Source organism: Clostridium sp. (assembly GCF_050717545.1).
Taxonomy (GTDB): domain Bacteria; phylum Bacillota; class Clostridia; order Clostridiales; family Clostridiaceae; genus Clostridium_AD.
Genome location: NZ_JBOITN010000037.1, coordinates 1 through 22,138, shown reverse-complemented (window position 1 = coordinate 22,138; position 22,138 = coordinate 1). Strand labels below are relative to the sequence as shown.

Annotated in this window: 21 protein-coding genes, 1 pseudogene and 1 riboswitch; of the genes and pseudogenes, 20 read left to right on the top strand and 2 right to left on the bottom strand. The window is 31.0% G+C overall.

Annotated features, from left to right (window positions below):
• Positions 1–19 precede the first annotated feature (19 nt).
• Positions 20–496 carry a permease gene (locus tag ACREVX_RS12845; protein WP_431544589.1) on the top strand — a complete coding sequence of 159 codons (477 nt, stop codon included), beginning with the start codon at positions 20–22 and terminating at the stop codon, positions 494–496.
• 4 nt (positions 497–500) lie between these two features.
• Positions 501–1,034 (top strand): permease, encoded by a 534-nt coding sequence (locus tag ACREVX_RS12840; protein ID WP_431544588.1) that lies wholly within the window; start codon positions 501–503, stop codon positions 1,032–1,034.
• Positions 1,035–1,404: 370 nt separating this feature from the next.
• Here the strand turns inward: ACREVX_RS12840 and ACREVX_RS12835 are convergent, their stop codons facing one another.
• Entirely contained in the window at positions 1,405–1,761 is a 357-nt protein-coding gene (locus ACREVX_RS12835; RefSeq protein ID WP_431544587.1) for a NifB/NifX family molybdenum-iron cluster-binding protein, read from the bottom strand.
• A 258-nt stretch (positions 1,762–2,019) separates the two neighbouring features.
• On the opposite strand from ACREVX_RS12835, the gene ACREVX_RS12830 reads away from it, so the two are divergent.
• The 18 genes and pseudogenes from ACREVX_RS12830 to ACREVX_RS12745 all read left to right on the top strand — a co-directional run bounded on the left by ACREVX_RS12830 (position 2,020) and on the right by ACREVX_RS12745 (position 21,946).
• On the top strand, positions 2,020–2,724 hold the full coding sequence (locus ACREVX_RS12830) for a cytochrome c biogenesis CcdA family protein (RefSeq protein ID WP_431544586.1): 705 nt from the start codon (positions 2,020–2,022) through the stop codon (positions 2,722–2,724).
• Between the two features lie 20 nt (positions 2,725–2,744).
• Positions 2,745–3,344: a TlpA family protein disulfide reductase gene (locus ACREVX_RS12825; protein ID WP_431544585.1), complete on the top strand. Its 600-nt coding sequence runs from the start codon at positions 2,745–2,747 to the stop codon at positions 3,342–3,344.
• Between the two features lie 109 nt (positions 3,345–3,453).
• Complete coding sequence (locus ACREVX_RS12820; RefSeq protein ID WP_431544584.1) at positions 3,454–4,083, top strand: histidine phosphatase family protein; 630 nt, start codon at positions 3,454–3,456, stop codon at positions 4,081–4,083.
• A gap of 291 nt (positions 4,084–4,374) precedes the next feature.
• Positions 4,375–4,692, top strand: a complete 318-nt coding sequence (locus ACREVX_RS12815; RefSeq protein ID WP_431544583.1) for an ArsR/SmtB family transcription factor — start codon at positions 4,375–4,377, stop codon at positions 4,690–4,692.
• A pseudogene (locus ACREVX_RS12810) lies at positions 4,689–5,036 on the top strand (arsenic resistance protein); the annotation flags it as partial. The gene ACREVX_RS12815 and the pseudogene ACREVX_RS12810, both read left to right, overlap by 4 nt.
• A 357-nt stretch (positions 5,037–5,393) precedes the next feature.
• Complete coding sequence (locus tag ACREVX_RS12805) at positions 5,394–6,890, top strand: SulP family inorganic anion transporter (RefSeq protein ID WP_431544582.1); 1,497 nt, start codon at positions 5,394–5,396, stop codon at positions 6,888–6,890.
• 320 nt (positions 6,891–7,210) lie between these two features.
• Complete coding sequence (locus ACREVX_RS12800; RefSeq protein ID WP_431544581.1) at positions 7,211–8,893, top strand: ribonuclease J; 1,683 nt, start codon at positions 7,211–7,213, stop codon at positions 8,891–8,893.
• A 59-nt stretch (positions 8,894–8,952) separates the two neighbouring features.
• Positions 8,953–9,018, top strand: a riboswitch (Fluoride riboswitch).
• A gap of 63 nt (positions 9,019–9,081) precedes the next feature.
• Positions 9,082–10,263: a cation:proton antiporter gene (locus ACREVX_RS12795; RefSeq protein ID WP_431544580.1), complete on the top strand. Its 1,182-nt coding sequence runs from the start codon at positions 9,082–9,084 to the stop codon at positions 10,261–10,263.
• Positions 10,264–10,513: 250 nt separating this feature from the next.
• Positions 10,514–10,756 (top strand): hypothetical protein, encoded by a 243-nt coding sequence (locus ACREVX_RS12790; protein ID WP_431544579.1) that lies wholly within the window; start codon positions 10,514–10,516, stop codon positions 10,754–10,756.
• Positions 10,757–11,079: 323 nt separating this feature from the next.
• Positions 11,080–12,165, top strand: coding sequence for a phosphate ABC transporter substrate-binding protein PstS (pstS, locus tag ACREVX_RS12785; protein ID WP_431544578.1), 1,086 nt, complete (start codon positions 11,080–11,082; stop codon positions 12,163–12,165).
• Between the two features lie 124 nt (positions 12,166–12,289).
• A complete protein-coding gene (gene pstC / locus ACREVX_RS12780; RefSeq protein ID WP_431544577.1) occupies positions 12,290–13,243 on the top strand; it encodes a phosphate ABC transporter permease subunit PstC in 954 nt (317 codons plus the stop codon).
• A 16-nt stretch (positions 13,244–13,259) separates the two neighbouring features.
• Positions 13,260–14,102 (top strand): phosphate ABC transporter permease PstA, encoded by an 843-nt coding sequence (gene pstA, locus ACREVX_RS12775; protein WP_431544576.1) that lies wholly within the window; start codon positions 13,260–13,262, stop codon positions 14,100–14,102.
• 41 nt (positions 14,103–14,143) lie between these two features.
• Positions 14,144–15,964 (top strand): methyl-accepting chemotaxis protein, encoded by a 1,821-nt coding sequence (locus ACREVX_RS12770; RefSeq protein WP_431544575.1) that lies wholly within the window; start codon positions 14,144–14,146, stop codon positions 15,962–15,964.
• Between the two features lie 52 nt (positions 15,965–16,016).
• Positions 16,017–16,766, top strand: a complete 750-nt coding sequence (gene pstB, locus ACREVX_RS12765) for a phosphate ABC transporter ATP-binding protein PstB (RefSeq protein ID WP_431544574.1) — start codon at positions 16,017–16,019, stop codon at positions 16,764–16,766.
• Between the two features lie 106 nt (positions 16,767–16,872).
• The gene (phoU, locus tag ACREVX_RS12760) at positions 16,873–17,529 is read left to right on the top strand and encodes a phosphate signaling complex protein PhoU (protein WP_431544573.1); all 657 of its coding nucleotides are present in this window, start codon (positions 16,873–16,875) and stop codon (positions 17,527–17,529) included.
• A gap of 94 nt (positions 17,530–17,623) precedes the next feature.
• Positions 17,624–18,052 carry an arsenate reductase/protein-tyrosine-phosphatase family protein gene (locus tag ACREVX_RS12755; protein ID WP_431544572.1) on the top strand — a complete coding sequence of 143 codons (429 nt, stop codon included), beginning with the start codon at positions 17,624–17,626 and terminating at the stop codon, positions 18,050–18,052.
• Positions 18,053–19,106: 1,054 nt separating this feature from the next.
• On the top strand, positions 19,107–20,789 hold the full coding sequence (locus tag ACREVX_RS12750) for a ribonuclease J (RefSeq protein ID WP_431544571.1): 1,683 nt from the start codon (positions 19,107–19,109) through the stop codon (positions 20,787–20,789).
• Between the two features lie 248 nt (positions 20,790–21,037).
• Positions 21,038–21,946, top strand: coding sequence for a metal ABC transporter solute-binding protein, Zn/Mn family (locus ACREVX_RS12745; protein ID WP_431544570.1), 909 nt, complete (start codon positions 21,038–21,040; stop codon positions 21,944–21,946).
• A gap of 108 nt (positions 21,947–22,054) precedes the next feature.
• Here ACREVX_RS12745 and ACREVX_RS12740 read toward each other — a convergent pair.
• Positions 22,055–22,138: IS3 family transposase (locus ACREVX_RS12740; protein WP_431544674.1), on the bottom strand; the 84-nt coding region annotated here is incomplete at its 5' end.

Below are 22,138 nucleotides of genomic sequence, written 5' to 3'. Positions count from 1 at the left end.
ATTTTGGGGGGGGCATTGAATGAGCAATTTTATTTTGTATGGGTTAACAATTTTATTGTTGCTTTTTTCCTATTATAAAAATAAGAAAAAAACAAAAATGGCACTTAAAAAAGCTTGGAAGGCGTTTGAAAATATTTTGCCTGAATTCCTTACTGTTATTATGTTTGTTGGGATTTTACTAGCAGTTTTCAATGCACAACTAATATCTAAGGTTATTGGAAATAATTCAGGATGGCTAGGGGTTGTAATTGCGGCAATCGTTGGAGCTATAACTTTAATTCCTGGATTTATTGCATTCCCCACTGCTGCAATGTTACTACAAAATGGAGCAGGGTATATGCAAATAGGTGCTTTTATTTCAGCATTAATGATGGTAGGAGTTGTTACTATACCTGTGGAAGTTAAATATTTTGGAAAAAGATTAACATTATTTAGAAATGTATTTGCTTTTATATTTTCATTTCTAGTAGCATATATCATTGGAAAGGTGGTTTAAGTGTATGAAAAAATCATTTAATAGATATAAATACTTTATTGCAATGATAATAGCAGTAGGTATTATAACGATATTTAATTATGATTTAGGAATGAAATCTTTTAGTATTGCTGCATATAGTTTTAAGGAAATGGCCTTAGTTATACCACCAGTTTTCGTGCTACTTGGACTGCTTGATATATGGGTTCCAAGAGAAATGATGATAAAATATATGGGGGAAGGATCGGGTCTTAAAGGGATAATACTTTCAATTATTATAGGGTCAGCAGCAGCGGGTCCACTTTATGGAGCATTCCCAGTAGCTGCGGTTTTCATGAAAAAGGGAGTAAAATTTACCAACATACTTATCTTTATAGGAGCTTGGTCTACTACTAAGATTCCAATGTTATTGTTTGAAATATCAGCTCTTGGAAGTAAGTTTGCAATTACAAGACTTCTAATTGATATTCCAGGAATAATAATAATTGCATATTTATTATCAGCACTTGTTTCCAAAGATGAAGTTGATATTATTTATAAAAATGCTGAAAAACTATAGAATTGTTTAAAAGAACCTGTCTCAAAATAGAAATCTCTATTTTGAAACAGGTTCTTTTTTTTATTATTTCCGTATATTCATTCCATACTGGATGCATCTTAGCGTAAATATGATATAGTATGAATTTCTCCGCGAGTGGCACCAAATAAGAAGAGCAGAAACATTGAAATTCCATTTAAAATTCTTCTTTTGAAAATATAAAATTCTCGTGAGCCTGACTGGAAGGAAGGCTAGCGAACCGGCGCACGCCGAATGTGAGCGATAGGGAATTTTATATTTGCAAAAGATTAGAATTTCTTAATGGAATTTCACGTTTTAAACTCTTATTTGGTGCAACGCAGGAGAAACTTTATACTGAGTGCACTAACTTTTATTGATGATGATGTTCTCCTGTATGATTACAAGTTACATCTTTGTTTTCTAGTGATCCATTAATATATTCCTGAATTACATCTTTGTATTCTCCAGAGGCTCCTTTTATTACTTGGAGGCCGTTTTGCTCAAGACCGCTAATTGCTCCACCGCCAATTCCACCAGTAATAACTACTGTTGCACCGCTATTTTTAAGCAAATCTGCCAAACCTTGATGTTGATGTGAAAGTTCTGCTGCAGATATTTCTTCAATGTTTTGAATTTTTTTGTCCTCTATAGTTGCAATAACAAAACTTTTGCTCATTCCAAAATGTTGATTTACCAGGCTACCATTATTAGGTATTGCTAATTTCATAAAATTTTACCTCCGTTTTATTTATTTGCTATATGAAATTTTACATCTGATAATAGATAATGTCAAACATAAATTTAAGAAATTTTATGGATAAAGATGTCGGTATGTGCATATATTATTTAGTTCATAAATATTTCTTGCAATACACAATTTTGTTTGATAATGTATACCCATAGTAGGTATATAAAGCTTTTGAAAATAGAGTCTACTTTGAAAAGTTACATTGCGTTTATATAATAAATTTGGAGGTGATTTAATTTGGATAATATACCCATATTGCTTGCTTTTTCTGCAGGGCTTCTATCATTTTTATCTCCTTGTGTTCTCCCGCTAATGCCCGCGTATATAAGCTATTTAACTGGTGCTTCTATAGAAGAATTAAAGGAAAACAAAACAAAACTTTTAACTTTATATAGAGCTTTGGGTTTTGTATTAGGGTTTTCTATAATTTTTATTCTAATGGGAATATCTATCACATCTCTAGGGAAACTACTAATAACATATAAGGATTTGTTTAGAAAGATCGGTGGAGTTATTATTATTGTTTTTGGGCTGCATACCCTAGGGGTGTTTAAAGTGAAATTATTTTATCGTGAGAAAAGATTTTTGTCTTTTGATAAAATTAAAGGTCCATTTAGCTCAATAATAATGGGAATGGCATTTGCTACCGGTTGGACTCCTTGTATTGGTCCTATATTATCATCAATACTCATTTATGCTACAAGCATGGATTCTATAGGTAAAGGAGTTTTGCTTCTTATAATGTATTCCCTTGGACTTGCTGTTCCATTTATTTTAACTGCAGTAGCTATAGAAAGTTTTACTAAACAATTTAGAAAGCTTTCCAAGTACCTGCCTATAATTTCCACAATAAGTGGAGTTTTAATGATAATAATGGGCGTTGTTATTTTCACTAATAAATTAGCAATCTTAAGTCGGTATGGGAACTTTATAAATTTTTAAATTACGAGGAGTGAATAATTATGAAAAAATCATCAAAAATGCTTATAGGTATAACAATAGCATGTGTAGCGCTTGTAGGGGTATCCATTTATACTATAAAAAATTATAATAATGCTAAAGATAAAGCAGCTGCTGAAAATTCATTGCAAAATAGCAACGTTGAAAATAATATGATTAAAGAGCCTAGTGTAATAAAACCTAATGTTATAAAAACCAAAGCTCCTGATTTTAAATTAAAGGATCTTGATGGGAAAGAATTGACTTTAAGTGATTTAAAAGGTAAAAAAGTATTTCTTAACTTTTGGGCAACTTGGTGTCCACCTTGCAAAAGTGAAATGCCTGAAATTCAGAAATTATATGAAGAAACAAAAGATACGGATTTGGTTATAGTTGCTGTGGATATAGGAGAACCTTTAAGTGAGGTCAAGTCTTTTACTAGCGAAAATAAATATACTTTCAAAGTGCTTTTAGATTCCGATCAAAGCGTAGCAGCAAAATATGAGATATCATCGATTCCAACCTCATATTTCATAGATGAAGATGGAAATATTATTTCTAAATTTATAGGTGCCATGAATATAGATAAGATGAAATCTTATATTAAAAATTTAGATAAGTAAGTGAAATATCTATATAGCTTAATTAATAAGCTATATAGTATGTTATTATTAATATTGTAGCTTCGACGAAGATAATTAAACTTATAATATTAATAGGATGTGAATAATAATGAATACAACAATAACACTCGTAAGACATGGTGAAACTGGTTGGAATGCTTTAGGAAAATTTCAAGGATGTAGTGATATAGAACTATCTAATGAGGGCATTTATCAAGCAGAAAATCTAAGTAAAAAATTTAACAACAAGTTTGATTTTATTTACTCAAGTCCACTAAAGAGAGCTAATAAAACAGCGGAAATAATTAGTGAAGGTAGCAATAAGGATATTGGAATTGCAGAAGACTTAAGAGAAATAAATTTTGGCGAATGGGAAGGCCTTACTATAAAAGAAATTGAATCTAATTTTCCGAAAAAGGTAATTGAATGGAGAACTGATGAAATAAATGGACCATTATGTGGTGGTGATTTAAGTCTTAAAAAAGCGAGCCTTAGGGCACATAAGGCGATATTAGAAATTGCACAAAGGCATATTGGACATAGTATTATTATAGTAGCTCATAGTGGAATTATTAAAGCAGGGCTAATAGGCATTTTTGACCTTAAAATGACTATGTATCACAAAATCATGTTAGGCAATACCTCTGTTAGTAAAATTATTTTTGATGAGGATTTTAATGCTAAAATAGAGACTTTAAATGATACAAGCCATCTTTTGGAAGGCGATGTTATAAAATAGTTTCTAGTTCAGAGGCATGTGGAATGAATGGTGATTAAATAACTTTATAAATACAGAGGATATAAATTTATGAGAAGGCCCCTATGTTAAGAGTAGCTATTAACAATATCTTTCATGGGGTTTAGAATATGAGTATATGAGCATATACAAGTATATGAGCATATACAATTAATAACATCAGATGAAGGAACATTAAATTTTATATAACATACTATATGAGTATAGGAGTATGTAGTGATATAAAAATACGAAAGTATAAATATATAAAAGTATGGATAGGAGGCGAAAATAGTGGTTGATATATTTAAAGCATTAGCAGAGGAAAATAGACTTCGCATACTGGCACTAGTTTTACAAGGAGAAATGTGTGTGTGTGAAATCGAGGATTGTTTAAATATGACACAGTCAAATGTTTCAAGGCATTTAACAGCTCTTAGAAGGTGCGGAATACTCGCTAGCTACAAAAAAGCACAATGGACATATTACAAAATAGATAGTAACTTTATAGAGAAAAATGGAGACTTATTTGCTTATTTAACAAAGCAGTTAAAACAATTGCATTTTTATAATAGTGATAAGGAAAAACTCAATGCATGTAAACTATGTTAGTACTACTATTCTCATTCCAAGGTGAAACTATTTTAAACAATCCATTGCATATTTTGCTTATTGCTGTTCCACTAACTATTCAAACATGTTTAATTTTCGCTATAGCATATTTAACATGTAAAAAGCTAAGACTACCACATGATATAGCAGCGCCTGCTGCGATGATTGGAGCATCAAACTTTTTTGAACTTGCAGTTGCGGTTGCCATTTCGCTATTTGGTATGGATTCTCCGGCAGCACTAGCTACAGTCGTAGGAGTATTAACTGAAGTACCAATAATGCTTATGCTTGTAAGGATAGCAAACAAAACCACGGGTTGGTTTCCCAAAAGAGTGGCTAAATAAAGATGACATTAGAACATATGCGAGATTGAATATTGATATGTTTATAATAGCTGCCGTTATAAATAAAATAGATACAAAAATAAAAAACAATTAAAAATAAGATAATAAAAATGATTGGAGAGATGAGATTCGCGGCAATAAGTTAAATGAATTATTAGAATAAGAATTTATTAATCACCAAACTAACCTATTATAGGTTGGTTTGGTGATTATCTATTTTGCCAATAGCAAATATATTGTATTTAACACAATATTCATATATAATCATAATTGTCGTCTTAACATCTACGAATACACTAGCAGAGCAGCTAGTTGCTTTTATATGATTGAAATAAGATTTAAATTTAAAATAAAATTATGAAAAGTGAGGCGTTAATTATTAAAAAAAGACTTAAACATGAATGGATGTCAAATGTTAACAAAGACATTATGTCAGGAGTAGTTGTAGCATTGGCACTTATTCCAGAAGCAATAGGATTTTCAATTGTTGCTGGAGTTGATCCTATGGTGGGAATATATGGAGCTGTATGTATGGCAATTGTTACTGCGATTTTAGGTGGCAGAATGGGAATGATTTCAGCAGCTACTGGAGCAATGGCACTTGTACTTGCAGGATTATTTAAAGCATACGGTATAGAGTATATGCTGCTTGCAACAATACTTGCAGGAATAATACAAATTATTCTGGGAATTATAAAAGTAGATAGTTTAATGAAATTTATTCCTCATCCTGTGATGATTGGTTTTGTTAATGCACTAGGAATATTAATATTTATGGCTCAAATGCCATCCTTTAAAGGAGAAAATTGGACAATGTATGCCATGGTTGTAGGAGGACTTGTCGTAATATATTTATTACCACGGATTACAAAGGCTGTTCCATCATCTCTAGTTGCTATTGTAGTCATAAGCGCTATAGCTATTTTTACTGGAAGCGGTGTTAGAACAGTAGGGGATATGGGTACAATAACGAATAAGTTACCTAGTCTATTATTTCCTAATGTAATTTTGTCACTTAGTACATTAAAGATTATACTTCCATATTCCATATCTTTAGCTTTTGTAGGACTCATTGAGACATTATTAACAGCAGAAATTGTTGATGGAATGACGCAAACTCGCAGTAATAAAATGCGAGAATGTATGGCACAAGGTATAGGTAATATAGTTGTTGGATTATTTGGGGGATTGGCTGCTTGCGCTATGATAGGGCAATCGGTTATCAATGTTAAATCTGGTGGAAGAACTAGATTATCATCATTAACAGCAGGAGTATTTTTAATGTTTCTAATAATTGTTTTAAATGGTTTTGTAGTTAAAATACCACTCGCAGCACTAGTGGCTGTTATGATTATGGTTTCAATAAGTACATTTGATTGGAACTCAATAAAAACTATTAGTAGAGTTCCCAAATTAGATACTGTAGTAATGTTAGTTACAGTGGCAACAGTAATATATACACACAACCTTGCTATTGGTGTTTTTGTTGGTGTAGTATTAAGCTGTATGTTCTTTGTTTCAAATATTGCTAAAATTAAAATAGAATATACAATAGATAAGGAAAATAGTGAAAGTGTATATAAGGTCCATGGGCAATTATTTTTTGCATCGGCAAAATATTTTGTAAATGCTTTTAAGTATGATAAAAACAAGAAAATTGTTAATATTGATTTTTCAAATTCTCATATATGGGACCATTCAGCGGTTAATGCAATAGATAAAGTTGTTCTTAAATATCATAAAATGGGAATAAAAGTGTTTATAGTAGGTGCTAACACAGATAGTATGAGCATTATAGATCAGGTTGCAATGTTTAATAAACCAGGTGGATTAGATAGAGAAATAGGGCACTAAAAGTATTGAACCTAAAGACTTCTATTTAAGGACTTCTATTTAGTGAATTGCGCTAGGTAGAAGTTTTTTACTAACTAATATAATTATAATGAAACTTGATTATAAACAATTTAATATATATAATGAAAGTATAAGATAGAAAGATGTAAGCTTTTAAAATTGGTCGCAATTGGAGAGTTAATAAAATTGATCTGTACGTAATTGTGGAAAAACTAAAGCAGGGAGAAAAAATATAATAGAATTAAAATATAATGCAATTAAGATATATATATATAAGAGGTTAAAATAGAATAGTTGCAAAAATATAATGGAGGTAAAAAATGAATAATAATTATAAAAAAAAGGTTAGAAATAAAATTAAAATTATCCCGCTAGGTGGACTTGGAGAAATTGGGAAAAATATCACTGTTATAGAATATAAAGATGAAATTGTTGTCATTGATTGTGGAATAAGTTTCCCGGATGCAGATATGTATGGAGTGGATTTAGTTATTCCTGATGTGACTTATCTAGTAGAAAACAAAAATAAGGTAAAGGGGATATTTCTAACTCATGGACATGAAGATCATATTGGTGCATTACCATATGTTTTAAAACAAATTAATGTTCCAGTCTATGGGACTGAGTTCACGCTTGGAATTGTAGAAAATAAGTTACAGGAACATGGTATGATAGAGGGCTGCGACTTAAATATAGTTAAATCTGGTGATATTATAAAGTTAGATATGCTAAGCGTAGAATTTATAAGAGTTGGACATAGTATAGCGGATGCTTGCGCTATTTGTATACATACGCCTATTGGTAGAGTTATAGAATCGGGAGATTTTAAGATAGATTTTACTCCAGTTGATGGGAAAATAATAGATCTTGAACGATTTGCAAAACTAGGTAATCAAGGAGTGTTACTACTAATGTGTGATAGCACAAATGTAGAGCGTACTGGAATTAATATATCTGAAAAAGTAGTTGGTGAAACTTTAAATGAACTATTTTTCAATGTTAAAAATAGAATTATAGTCGCTACATTTGCATCTAATATACATAGAGTACAACTAATTGCGAATGCTGCAATTTTAAATGGGAGAAAAATAGCTTTTAGTGGAAGAAGTATGGAGAGAATCTCAGCGATTGCTATTGAACTTGGATATTTGGATATAGCTGAGGATAATATAATCACTGTATCAGAACTTAGTAATTACCCAGATAATAAGGTAACTATAATAACTACGGGCAGTCAAGGTGAGCAGCTTGCAGCACTCACAAGAATGGCTTTTGGAACTCATAGAAACATTCAAATACAAAATGACGATTTGATTATTTTATCTGCATCTCCAATTCCAGGAAATGAGAAAGCGATATATAATGTTATAAATGAGTTATTTAAAAGGGGAGCTAATGTAATATATAATACTACAGAAGATATTCATGTTTCAGGTCATGCATGTCAAGAAGATTTAAAATTAATGCATACGCTAGTAAAACCTAAATTCTTTATGCCAGTGCATGGTGAATATAGACACTTAATGCAACATGCACAATTAGCAGAGAAACTTGGAATGGATCCGCAAAATATTTTTATTGGCGAAACTGGTCAGATACTCGAGGTAACGCAAAAGGAATGTAATCTAGTTGGAAAAGTTAAAACTGGGGCTATAATGGTAGATGGTCTTGGGGTAGGAGACGTTGGGAATGTAGTACTTCGAGATAGAAAACATTTAGCTGAGGAAGGCATTGTTACTGTGGTCGTTACTATTAAAAGAGAAACTTTTAGTATACTAGCAGGACCAGATATAATAACTAGAGGATTTGTATATATGAAAGAGTCCAATGCACTTATTTATGAGGCTAGAGATATTGTGACAAAGCAGTTGAACGAATGTATGGAAAGTGAAATTAAAGAGTGGTCAGTAATAAAATCCAGAATAAAAAATTCTTTATCTGAGTTTTTATATATAAAAACAAAGAGAAGGCCAATGATAATACCAATAATAATGGAGATTTAAATTAAAAGTTATATTTTGGAACACTATTGATTTGAGATATTATTAGTGTATAATTAAAATATAATATAGGTGATGGAGTTCACCTTAACTATTACAAATTTGTAATTAATGACTCCTACTTAGTGGTTTATTCTAAGTAGGAGTCTTTTGTTTTGTAAAAAATTACAATAATCAGGAGGAGTTACAATATGGCAATTAGTTTAGCAATTATAATTATTTTAGGATTATTGTGTAATCAATTATTTGAAAAGTTAAAACTTCCAGGACTTCTTGGAATGTTAATTTTAGGAGTAATACTCGGACCTTATGTATTAAATATAATAAGTCCAGAGATACTTACTATTTCACCAGATTTAAGAAAGATTGCACTTATTATTATTTTATTAAGAGCGGGACTTGGAATAAAAAGAGATACATTGAATAAGGTAGGTGTACCAGCTATGAAAATGAGTTGTGTACCAGGGATATTGGAAGGATTTACGATTATGTTTGTTGCAAGCTATATGCTTGGAATGTCTAAGATAGAGGCTGGGATGCTGGGCTTTATAATAGCGGCAGTTTCTCCAGCAGTAGTTGTACCGCTTATGCTTAATTTTATATCCAAAGGGATGGGAGAAAAAAAAGGAATACCAACGATAATTCTAGCGGGAGCTTCCATTGATGATGTGTTTGCAATAACCATATTTTCAACTTTCTTAGGGTTATATGGTGGCAGCAATGTAAACATTCCAATGAAAATACTAGATATTCCTATATCTATTCTCGTTGGAATTGGAATTGGTGCTATTTGTGGGATTGTATTAACCATGGTATTTAAAAAATATCACATGAGGGATACTAAAAAAACTTTAATATTAATTGCTGTTGCAATAATTTTAACAGGAATTGAGGACATTTTAAAAGATATAATACCTATTGCAAGTTTGCTAGGGGTAATGACTATTGGGTTTATATTACTCGAGAAATATGCTAAAGTAGCTAATAGAATGTCGCTCAAACTAAATAAGGTCTGGGTAATTGCAGAAATCCTACTATTTGTATTAGTAGGAGCTCAGGTTAATATACATGTTGCCGCTAAATCAGGGTTTTTAGGGATAATAATTATTATGTTGGGGCTTCTGGCCAGAAGCATAGGGGTTCTAATATCATTAGGGGGTACTAACTTAAATGCAAAAGAGAGGTTATTTTGCGTTATTTCTTATATCCCTAAAGCCACAGTTCAGGCAGCTATGGGAGCAGTACCACTAGCGGCTGGAGTGAAATCTGGAGAGGTAATACTTGCAATTGCAGTACTATCTATAATTGTCACAGCACCACTTGGGGCAATAGGTATTAAAATAGCAGGAGAAAAACTGTTGCCAAATGATTAATTATTTGATTTTTAAATACATAATATTAAATAAATGTTTTGTTTTTCAAAAAGTGTTAATACTTATAAATGATTATAATAGTATTAGCAAGGTAAAAAAAATGTATTATAACAAATAACTCTTAAAATATCAAATCTATTTGCAATGTAAGTTGATTATATATAGTGAATTATATATAATAGAGGCGGACAAGAAAAAATATATAATTGTTATAACAATATAAATTATATTATACAAGGAGGAACAATAAATGAATATAGATGTAAACACACCACTTGATGAACTTTTAGAGAACTGGTCTATGTATTCACGAAAACTTATATATACTATGCTAGAAGACCAAGACCTTGACGATTTTAATAAAATAAAATTAGTGTTAAAAACAAAAGGAATTGTAAAATTAGATATACAAAATGTTTACGACAAAGAATATGTTTTACATTATACAAAGCAAGGCGGTCTATTTGAAAAGAGAATTATTTTTAACGATTAGATCATCTGCTGAGGAGCTGAAGTATTAAATAAATTATCTGCAATAAAAAAAATATTAACACCTTGATTTAAAATATTTAGATATTTAAAATCGAGGTGTTTTTTATATATTTATATAGAAGCGAATTCAAATATTTAGAATAATTTAAATACTATTGTAAGATACTATTTATGAAAGTTTATATAACTTAACATACACTTAACATTGAATTAATATAAACTAAACAAACCGAATGTATACTAATATAGTAATGTGGTTAAGAAAGTAAATAAGAAAATAAAAAAGAACATAAAAAAAGAATGGAAATAGGGGGAATATTAACAATGATAAAAAATATTAAAAAATTTATTGTAGCAGCTACTGTACTTGCAACTTTAACTGGAACTTTAGCTGGGTGCGCTGCTAAACCTGCAGAACCTAAAACAGAAACACCTACTGAAACAGCAACAGGAGCTAAGGAATATATGATAAATGCTGGTGGATCTTCATTTGTTAATCCACTATTCACAAAAATGTTCTCCGAATATAATAAACTTAACCCAAATGTAAAAGTTAACTATCAATCAATAGGATCTGGTGCTGGTATTAAACAACTTGTAGCAGAAACAGTTGATTTCGCAGCTTCAGATGCATTTATGAAAGCGGAAGATGAGAAAGTGGTAAAAAACGGTGTTATCCATATACCTATAACAGTAGGTGCAGTAGCTGTAATCTATAATGTTGAAGGTGTTGATAAGGGATTAAAACTTACTCAAGAAACTTTAACTCAAATTTATCTTGGAAACATTAAAAAATGGAATGATGCTAAAATAAAAGCTGATAATAAAGATGTTACACTTCCAGATTTAGCTATAACACCTGTATATCGTTCTGATTCAAGTGGGACAACATCTATATTTACAGACTATTTAACTACTGTATCACCAGAGTGGAAAGAAAAAGTTGGACAAGGAAAAGCTGTTAAATTTCCAGCAGGAATTGGCGCTAAAGGAAATGAAGGCGTATCTGGTCAAGTTAAACAAACACCTGGTTCAATAGGATATACAGAACTTGCATATGCAACTGTAAATAAAATAACTTTTGCAGAATTAAGAAATAAAGATGGAAAGTTTGTTGCACCATCATTAGAAGCAGCAACTCTTGCAGCTGAAGCTGCAGCAGTAGACATGCCAAAAGATACAAAAGTGTCATTAGTTGAAAAATCAGGCGACACATCATATGGTATCGTAGGATTTGCTTGGATACTTGCTAATACAACATATGCTGATGCTGATAAGAAAAAAGTAATTGTAGATTTAATAAAATGGGCAAATACTGATGGACAAGAATATTCAAATGATTTATATTACGGAAAATTACCAGATGCTATTATCAAACTTAACGAAGAAAATATAGCTACTATTAAGTAATTGGTCTAAGTATAAATTATAAGTAATATAAACATCAACCCAAAGTGGTTAAAAACTAATTAAAAAAGGTTTGCCACTTTGGGTTTATGTAGTTTTCTAGAATCGTGTGAAGGAGAGTAAACCCATGGCAGAAAATAAAATCGTAAAAAATAGTAATCAAAAACCTAGTAAAATGAGTCAAAATTTTTTAGACAAAATGTTTAAGAATATAACTTTATTTTTCGCAGTAATTATTGTAGTTTTAATGGTATGGATGGTAATTGCATTGTTAGTTCAATCTAAATTGTCTATTAAAAAATTCGGATTTTCTTTTATTACAAGTACTGAATGGGATCCGGTGCAAGAGTTGTTTGGAGCACTTCCTTTTATATATGGTACAATTGTGTCTTCAATTATTGCAGTCGTAATAGCAACACCAATAAGTATAGGTATAGGGATATTTTTAACGGAAATATCAAATAAGTGGGTTAGTACAATAATATCTTTCATGGTGCAAATTTTAGCCAGTATCCCAAGTATTTTATATGGGTTATGGGGATTATTTATTTTTATACCTTTTATAAGAGATTATTTCCAAAAACCTGTAAGTGATGTTTTGGGATGGTTTCCGCTTTTCTCAGGAGCACCTATAGGTCTTGGAATGTTAACGGCGGGTTTAATTTTAGCGATTATGATTATTCCAATAATTGCAGCACTAGTTGTTGATATTATCGAAACTGTTCCAGAGGACTTAAAAGCTGGATCTCTGGCTCTTGGATCAACTAAATGGGAAATGATATGGCGCGTAGTATTACCTTATGCTAAACAGGGAATACTTGGGGCAGTAATAATGGGACTCGGTAGGGCTCTTGGAGAGACTATGGCTGTTACCATGGTTATAGGTAACAGAGCAGAGATTAACCTTTCATTATTTGCACCTGGACATTCCATGGCGGCAGTAATTGCCAATGAATTTAATGAAGCCACTGGTGCGGTTTATTACTCATCATTGATAGAAATAGGATTACTTCTATTCTTAGTAACATTTATACTTAATGCAATAGCAAGGTTCTTTGTTCGTAAAATGGATAAAGTTTAGAGAAGGGAGTGATATTATGCCAAGTACAAATATAAAATCAAGAAAAATATTTAATGATTTTATGCATATTGTAATTGTTTTATTAACGATATTAGCATTAATTCCATTAGTGAGTATACTTAGTTATATAATTTATAAAGGGTACAGAGTTATAAACTGGGAATTTTTAACATCGCTTCCGACTCCTGCTGGAGATGTAGGTGGGGGAATAGGAAATGCTATACTTGGAACTCTAATTCTAGTAGGGGTTGCGTCAGTAGTTGGATTACCAATAGGTATTATGACAGCTATATACCTAAACGAATATGAACCTAAAGGTAGATTTTCTGAACTTGTTAGATTTATAGTTGATATACTTTTAGGTATACCATCCGTGGTTGTAGGTATATTTGCATATATTGCATTTGTTGAGCCTTTTGGGGGGTTCTCTGCTATGTCAGGTGGTATGGCACTGTCAATTCTTTTGATTCCTATTGTAGTGCGTTCTACTGAAGGTGTTTTAAAACTAGTTCCAAACGAATATAGAGAAGGTTCATATGCGCTTGGTGTAGGTAAATGGAAAACTATTATTAAAATAGTTATTCCAACAGCTATGAAAGGTATAGTAACCGGAGTAATGCTTGCAGTTGCAAGAGCAGCTGGAGAAACGGCGCCACTCCTATTAACTGCTTTTGGTAACCTATATTGGTCAAGCAGTTTAAGTGAGCCTATAGCATCTCTTCCAGCACAAATTTTTCAGTATGCTAAATCTCCATACGCTGACTGGATAGAAAAAGCTTGGGGCGCGGCACTTGTTCTAATAATTATGGTTTTATTCTTAAATGTTACAGCAAGAATTATAACTAGAAAAAGATATTAATATAATTATGGAACAAATAAAATTTTGAGGAGTTATTTGTTATGAAAAGATTCTTTAACTTAAAGAAGTTATTTAACAAAAGAAGATTCCGCGATCTAAAGAAGATTTTTAGTAGAAAGCGACTAAACAATTTAAGGAAGTTATCTGTTACGAAAAGATTTCTTAACCTAAAGGTTAGAAGTAAGTTACTTATATGTTTTGTGGCAATATCACTATATATAAGTATGGTGGGTATATCTAGTTATAACAGCATGAAGGCTATTAATAAGGGAAGCCAGCAAATATATAATCATAATTTAGTGTCCATACAAACACTTGGTCAAATCCAAAAGAATGTTATTAATATTCAAGGAGATTTGGAAGTAATCTTATTAAAGAAAAATGCCACAGTGTCTCAGGTTAAAATCGAGAAAGTTAATGAAGTCTTAGAAAAAAACAATAAACTTTTATTAAAGTACAATGAGGTAAACATTACAAATAAAGAAGTAAAAAATAATACAGAGTTAAATTCTATAAACGACACTTGCACTAAATTAATTGTTGGACTGCTTGATTTGATTAGTCAGAACAAATTTGATGAGGTAGATGACTCATTTCAAGCATTTAGTGCAGTATCAAGTAATTTAGATAATAGCCTTCAAAATTTAATAATAGCTAATGAAGAAAGTGCTAAGTTAACTAACTTGGATAATGAAAATTTATTTATTAAGTCGGTTATAACTATATTAATAATAACAGTAAGCGGATTTGTTATTGCTATTTTACTAGGCATTTTAATTAGTTCTTTAATAGCTAATGGTTTAAATAAAAGCGTAGATTTTGCTGAGAATTTAAGTGAGGGCAACTTAACAAAGTTTATAGATATAAACTCAAATGATGAAGTTGGAATTTTATCCAAATCGCTAAATAAAGCCTGTGAAAATACGAAAAAGCTAGTGGTAAGTATAACCGATCAAGTTAATAAAAACAATACATATAGCCGTGATATTTATAATAGCACCCAGGAGATATCGGCTGATATTCAAACAGTAAATGGATCAACCTATAAAATTAATTCCGGGATAAATGACATAAACATAGCTGTAACTGACATAAGTGATTTATCACAAGACATACTTTCATCAATTATGCTAGTATATGATAAGGCAGTTGCTACAAGTAGTATTTCTAAGGAAATAAAAGAAAGAGCTATAAATGTTAAGAGTAAAACACTTGAGGCGAAAAAAATGGTAAACTCTATTTACATTGAAAAGCAAGCAAATATTTTAAAGGCAATAGAAAATGGTAAAGTGGTTAAAAAAATTAAAGTTATGTCAGATCTAATTGATAACATATCAAAACAAACTAAACTGTTATCATTAAATGCTTCAATAGAAGCAGCTAGAGCAGGAGAACAAGGAAAAGGGTTTGCGGTAGTTGCGAAGGAAATTGGAAAGCTTGCAACATCATCAACAAATGCAACAAGCGATATTAAAAATACGGTTGTTTTAGTTGAGGAAGCATTTGCTTATATTGGTCAAAGTTCTAATGAAATATTAGAGTTTATTGATAATGAAATTACTAAAGATTATGATTTAATGCTTGATATGGGCAGTCATTATCAAAAGGACTCAGAATATATGGATAACTTTTCTAATTATTTAGTAGAAAGCACAACAGATATGAAAACTATTATTGGAAAAACAGACACATCAATTAAATCAGTTTTAGAATTGCTTTTAGAAGTTACTGGTAGTTCTAATCAGATAGCGGCAAGTGTATCAGAAACTTCAAAAGCTATGGATTACATTGTGGTAGGGCATGAGAGTCAAGCAAACCAAGGTGAAGATTTACGAAAATTACTACAACAATTCAAAATTTAGAGATTTTTTAGAAAAACAATAAACTCTAAGAAATGATATAGGAGGGAATTACATGAGTATTATACAAATTAAAAATCTTAATTTGTTTTATGGTAGCACTCAAGCATTAAAAAATATTAACCTTGATATAAACAAAAATGAAGTTACAGCGCTTATAGGGCCTTCTGGCTGTGGTAAGTCAACATTTTTAAGAACTCTTAACAGGATGAATGACTTAATAGATAATGTAAAAACTGAAGGTCAAGTTATATATGAGGGTAATAATATTTACGACGAGTGTAATATAATAGAACTCAGGAAAAAGGTAGGAATGGTTTTTCAAAAACCTAATCCATTTCCTATGTCTATTTATGACAATATAGCCTATGGGCCAAGAATACATGGAATTAAAAATAAAACTAAGTTAGATGAAATTGTTGAGAAAAGTCTTAAAGGGGCTGCAGTATGGAGCGAAGTTAAGGATAGACTTAAAACAAGTGCAATGGGTCTATCTGGTGGGCAACAACAAAGAATATGTATAGCTAGAGTGCTCGCTGTAGAACCAGAAGTTATTCTTATGGATGAACCTACTTCAGCATTAGATCCAATATCAACAGCTAGCATTGAAGAATTACTGGATGTATTAAAAACTAAGTATACTGTTATAATAGTTACTCATAATATGCAGCAGGCAGGCAGAATATCCGATCAAACTGCATTTTTCCTTAATGGTGAAGTTGTTGAGTGTGGCAAGACCGAAGAGATATTCTACAAACCTAGGGACAAAAGAACAGAGGATTATATAACAGGAAGATTCGGTTAAAATATTTAGGACATTCATTGACCAATGAGATAATTTAATAAATATAATATTAGAGATATATCTAGTTTAACGTATGCTAGACTAGATTTCTAAAGGAGAGTGGAATATGACAAGAGCGTCTTTCGATATAGGGCTACAACAAGTTCATCATGATCTATTAACTATGGGAAGTATTGCAGAAAAGCAAATATTCGAGTGTATAGAGGCATTAATTAATCAAGATTGCGAAATGGCAGAAAAAGTAATTAAGAATGATGATTTGGTGGATGATCTTCAAAGAGATATAGAAGACCAGTGTATTAAATTAATTGCAACTCAGCAGCCACTAGCGAATGATTTAAGAACAATATTTACTACAACTAAGATAGTAACAGATATAGAGAGAATAGCGGACCATGCAGTTGATATAGCTAAAATAGCTTTAAGACTTAAAAATGAAACATATATTACTCAGCTAACACATATCCCTATAATGGCAGACATTGCAAAGAAAATGATTATGCTATCTATTGATGCCTATGTTGAGGGAAGTGTTGAAAAAGCATATAGTACCTGTAAAATGGATGATGAAATTGATGTTATATATAAGGAAGTCTTTGATGAGCTGCTTGCCGTAATTAAGCTTGATGCTAAAACAGCACTGCAAGCTAGTCAGCTTTTGTTTGTATGTAAATTCCTGGAAAGGATTGCTGATCATACAACAAATATTTGTGAATCCACTGTTTATAAAGTTACTGGAGAACAAATAGATTTAAATGATTAGTTATCAGCTCGCCATGAGATGACAGCTCCGAAGGAGATGACAGCTCCGAAGGAGATGATTAATAATAATATAAAGTGTAGAGGAGAATGGTGATATGAAACCAAAGGTGGCATTTATATGTGTTCACAATTCTTGCAGGTCACAGATGGCAGAAGCGTTAGGAAAGATGATAGGAGCAGCCCAGTTCGATTCTTATTCAGCAGGGACGCAGACTAAACCTCAAATTAACCAAGATGCTGTGAGAATAATAAAAGATTTATACAACTTAGATATGAATGAAACTCAATCATCAAAGTTAATAGATGATATACCAGAAACTGATATTGTTGTGAAAATGGGATGTAATGTAGTTTGCCCCATTGTGGCACATAGGCATGAAGAAGATTGGGGACTTGACGACCCTACTGGAAAATCTGACGCGGAATTTATAAAAGTTGCAAAGATTATAGAAGAAAAGATTAAGGATTTAAAGAAAAGAATAGAAAACAATGAGATTGATTTGAGCGGGGAACTGGGGTGGTAGTAATACCATTCTGGCCCTTCTTTTTTTACACCATTAATGATAAACTATAAGTGATAACGAATTCATTCTTGGATGATTTAATATAGAATGAATAAAATATACCATAATAGACATGATAATAATAAGTTTAGTATTATTAAATAAGGTCACATAACTATAATGGGTTATATTGCGAGGTTAAGCGATTACTTTTGAACCTTTTTACATAATGTTTGATTATATTCAAATATATATGGTATAATTATATTTGATTAGAGAAAAAGCAATCTTACTTATTGTATTTATTAGGAAACTACAAACATTTTATTAATTTAAATTTTCTTAAAACATAAAAATATATAACATATAATATATATAGTAAAAAACAAAGTGATGTTTATTTAAATAGCAGCACTTTAAATATAAGTAATTAGAAAATACTTGAAGAAGGGAGAAAGAATTACTAAAAAAATAAAGACATTCACAATCTTGAGAAGATAAAAAACATGAATTATGATCAGTTACAAAGTAGATGATAAGCTACAAAGTAGATGATTGATATAGGTAAGTTAGCTATATTTAGATATAGGAAAGACAAACTATTGTCTCTAAAAAGATATCTTAAGCTAATTATGTAGATTAATGTTACAAAAATATAAAAGAAAAGGTAGGTGAAAAACCTGATTTATGGTTAACAAGCAGAAAGAAAATATTTGGCATAAGTAAGTTATATTACATTTAACGACATTTTAGAAGGAAAGTCTCCCACTTCTATAAGTGAGTAGATAACAATTGAAAATTGTTATCTACTCTAGAGAACTACAAAGGAGTAAGTCTCTTTATGAAGTCGTCAATTCATCTCCTTTGGAGCTGTTCGCATCTCCTTTGGAGCTGTTCGCATCTCCTACGGAGTTGTTCGCATCTTTTTCAAAGCTGTTTCAGCTCAGTAGGAGATGATTTAATATAATAATACTAAACTAAATGCTTAAATTTTGTTAAGTTGCCATTATGTTTAGTCGACACAACGAAAATATAGGATATAAAAATTGCCTATTATTTAGGAATCAGGTAGAAATTGAATAATAATTATAGAAATAAAGGAAAAAATAAAATTAGAGTTATACCAATAGGTGGACTTGGAGAAATTGGAAAGAATATTACTGCAATAGAATATAAAGATGAAACTATTATTATAGATTGTGGAATTTCATTCCCGGATGTAGATATGTATGGAGTGGATTTAGTAATTCCAGATATAACTTATCTTTTAGAAAACAAAGATAGAATAAAAGGAATTTTTCTAACACATGGTCATGAAGATCATATAGGAGCATTACCTTATGTTTTAAAGGAAATTAATATTCCTGTATACGGAACTCGTTTAACACTTGGACTTGTAGAAAACAAGCTTGAAGAACATGGAATACTAGCAGATTGCACTTTAAATGTAGTTTCAGCTGGTGACATTGTAAAATTAGACAAAATTAGCGTAGAATTTATAAGAGTTAGTCATAGTATTGCGGATGCATGCTCACTTTGTGTTCATACTCCTATTGGAAGAATCATACACACAGGAGATTTTAAAGTAGATTATACCCCAATTGATGGTGAAGTTATAGATTTAGAGCGATTTGCAAAATTAGGTGGTCAAGGAGTATTACTTCTAATGGCGGATAGTACTAATGTAGAACGTCCTGGATTTACTATATCTGAGAAAGTAATCGGAGAAACCTTAAATAAAATATTTTTTAAGGCTAAAGGTAGAATAATAGTAGCTTCATTTGCATCAAATATTCATAGAATACAACAAATTGCAAATTCTGCTATTGCTAATGGAAGAAAGATAGCATTCAGTGGAAGAAGTATGGAAAGAATATCTGATGTGGCAATAAAACTAGGTTATTTGCATATAGAACCAGAGCATCTAATTACAGTTGCAGAACTTCGTAATTACCCAGATGATAAGGTAACAATAGTAACTACTGGTAGCCAAGGTGAACCACTAGCTGCATTAACAAGAATGGCATCATCAACACATAGAAGTATTCAAATACAAAAAGGTGATTTAATTATATTATCTGCATCTCCTATTCCAGGAAATGAAAAATTTATATATAATGTAATAAATGAACTGTTTAAAAAGGGAGCTAATGTAATATATAATACTACAGAAGAAATTCACGTTTCTGGGCATGCATGCCAAGAAGAGTTAAAATTAATGCATACATTAGTTAAGCCTAAATACTTTATGCCAGTACATGGTGAATATAGACACCTTAAACAACATGCATTACTTGCAGAGAAATTAGGGATGGATCCTGAAAGAATTTTTATTGGAGAAACTGGTCAAATATTAGAAGTATCTCCAAGTGAATGTAAGTTTGCTGGAAAAGTACAAACAGGAGCTATAATGGTAGATGGTCTTGGAGTAGGAGATGTTGGAAATATCGTACTTAGAGATAGAAAACATTTGGCTGAAGAGGGTATTCTTACTGTGGTAGTTACTATTCAAAGAGAAACTTATACTATAGTTGCAGGACCAGATATAATCACTAGAGGTTTTGTATATATGAAGGAATCCAATGAACTTATTAATGAGGCAAGGGACATTGTTAGAAAAGAGCTTGAACAGTGCTTAGATAATAAGATCAAAGAATGGGCAGTAATAAAATCTAGCATTAGAAATGCTTTAGGTCAGTTTTTATATATAAAAACTAAGAGAAGACCTATAATTATACCAATAATAATGGAAATCTAGAAACTTAATTTTTATATTTTCATAATCTTTTATGGGTGAAAAAGTATGTATTATTATAATACATACTTTTTTTGTGCGATTAGAGTTTTGTGATGACAATGATTAAAATAGTTTGAGGTACTTAAGTCTTGACAAACTTCAAATATATGGTATAGTATAAACGTAAATGCAAGTGATTTGCAACAACGGTAATCATATTAAAAATATAAGTTAGATATTCAGTTAATAGTCTAAAGGAGTGTAAAATATTGAAAAAAATTATTAGTATTATTTTATTAACATGTGTTATAGGTACATTAGTTGGGTGCTCAAACTCTACAACTGACGCAAAACAAAAGGATGAAAACGAAAAATTACAAGTTATAGTTTCATTTAATCCATTAAAGGAATTTGCCCAGGCTGTTGGCAAAGATAAAATTGAAGTAACAACAGTAGTACCAGGGGGCGTTGAACCACATGATTTTGAACCTAAGATTAAAGATATGGGAAATATAACTAAAGCTAATTTGTTTGTCTATAGTGGATTCGGAATGGAATCCTGGGTAGATAAAACGTTAACGGCTATAGACGATAAGAATTTAGTTGTAGTAGATTCATCAACTGGCATAACTCCCATAAAAAATGAAGGGGAAGCATTAGGCAAGCATGGTCAATATGATCCACATATATGGCTTAGTTTAAAAGAAGCAAAAATTCAAACTAAAAATATAAAAGATGGATTAATAAAGGTTGATAAGCCAAACCAAGCGTTTTATGAGAAAAACTTTCAGGAATTCTCGGGTAAGCTGGATAAGCTTTATGATGAATACAAAGGAAAATTTGCGGGTGTAACAAATAAGAATTTTGTTACAGGCCATGCTGCCTTTGGGTATTTGTGCAGAGATTTTGGATTAAACCAAAAGAGTGTAGAGGGTGTATTTTCAGGGGGAGAGCCTGCTCCGCAAGATTTTGCTAAGATGGTAGAGTTATGTAAAAAAAATAAAATAAAAGTTATTTTTATGGAGGAACTTGCAAGCCCAAGAGTATCAAAGAGTCTTGCAACTAATGCAGGTGCTAAAGTGCAAAAGTTATATACAATAGAAATTAATGAAGATAATAAGACGTATATAGAAAGTATGTCAGAAAATCTAGCTAGTATTTATAATAGCTTAAAATGATATTAATAAGATTGTAAAAGTTGAAATAACAGGTATAAGTTAATAGTAATAAAAAAAAGTAGCATAAATAAACTGGTACCTATGTCAAGGACAATATAAAAAAGAGTGTTAGGAAGCTAAAAGATGATTTCTGTATTTCACAGGAGTCATTTTTTTTAAGTTCCATTGATACCTATAATTATTATAATATGT

Bases quoted from the DNA above. Each gene is read 5' to 3' on its own strand.
- ACREVX_RS12845 (WP_431544589.1), top strand. From the start codon at position 20: ATGAGCAATTTTATTTTGTATGGGTTAACAATTTTATTGTTGCTTTTT.
- ACREVX_RS12840 (WP_431544588.1), top strand. From the start codon at position 501: ATGAAAAAATCATTTAATAGATATAAATACTTTATTGCAATGATAATA.
- ACREVX_RS12835 (WP_431544587.1), bottom strand. From the start codon at position 1,761: ATGAAATTAGCAATACCTAATAATGGTAGCCTGGTAAATCAACATTTT.
- ACREVX_RS12825 (WP_431544585.1), top strand. From the start codon at position 2,745: ATGAAAAAATCATCAAAAATGCTTATAGGTATAACAATAGCATGTGTA.
- ACREVX_RS12820 (WP_431544584.1), top strand. From the start codon at position 3,454: ATGAATACAACAATAACACTCGTAAGACATGGTGAAACTGGTTGGAAT.
- ACREVX_RS12805 (WP_431544582.1), top strand. From the start codon at position 5,394: ATGAAAAGTGAGGCGTTAATTATTAAAAAAAGACTTAAACATGAATGG.
- ACREVX_RS12800 (WP_431544581.1), top strand. From the start codon at position 7,211: ATGAATAATAATTATAAAAAAAAGGTTAGAAATAAAATTAAAATTATC.
- ACREVX_RS12795 (WP_431544580.1), top strand. From the start codon at position 9,082: ATGGCAATTAGTTTAGCAATTATAATTATTTTAGGATTATTGTGTAAT.
- ACREVX_RS12790 (WP_431544579.1), top strand. From the start codon at position 10,514: ATGAATATAGATGTAAACACACCACTTGATGAACTTTTAGAGAACTGG.
- pstS (WP_431544578.1), top strand. From the start codon at position 11,080: ATGATAAAAAATATTAAAAAATTTATTGTAGCAGCTACTGTACTTGCA.
- pstC (WP_431544577.1), top strand. From the start codon at position 12,290: ATGGCAGAAAATAAAATCGTAAAAAATAGTAATCAAAAACCTAGTAAA.
- pstA (WP_431544576.1), top strand. From the start codon at position 13,260: ATGCCAAGTACAAATATAAAATCAAGAAAAATATTTAATGATTTTATG.
- ACREVX_RS12770 (WP_431544575.1), top strand. From the start codon at position 14,144: ATGAAAAGATTCTTTAACTTAAAGAAGTTATTTAACAAAAGAAGATTC.
- pstB (WP_431544574.1), top strand. From the start codon at position 16,017: ATGAGTATTATACAAATTAAAAATCTTAATTTGTTTTATGGTAGCACT.
- phoU (WP_431544573.1), top strand. From the start codon at position 16,873: ATGACAAGAGCGTCTTTCGATATAGGGCTACAACAAGTTCATCATGAT.
- ACREVX_RS12755 (WP_431544572.1), top strand. From the start codon at position 17,624: ATGAAACCAAAGGTGGCATTTATATGTGTTCACAATTCTTGCAGGTCA.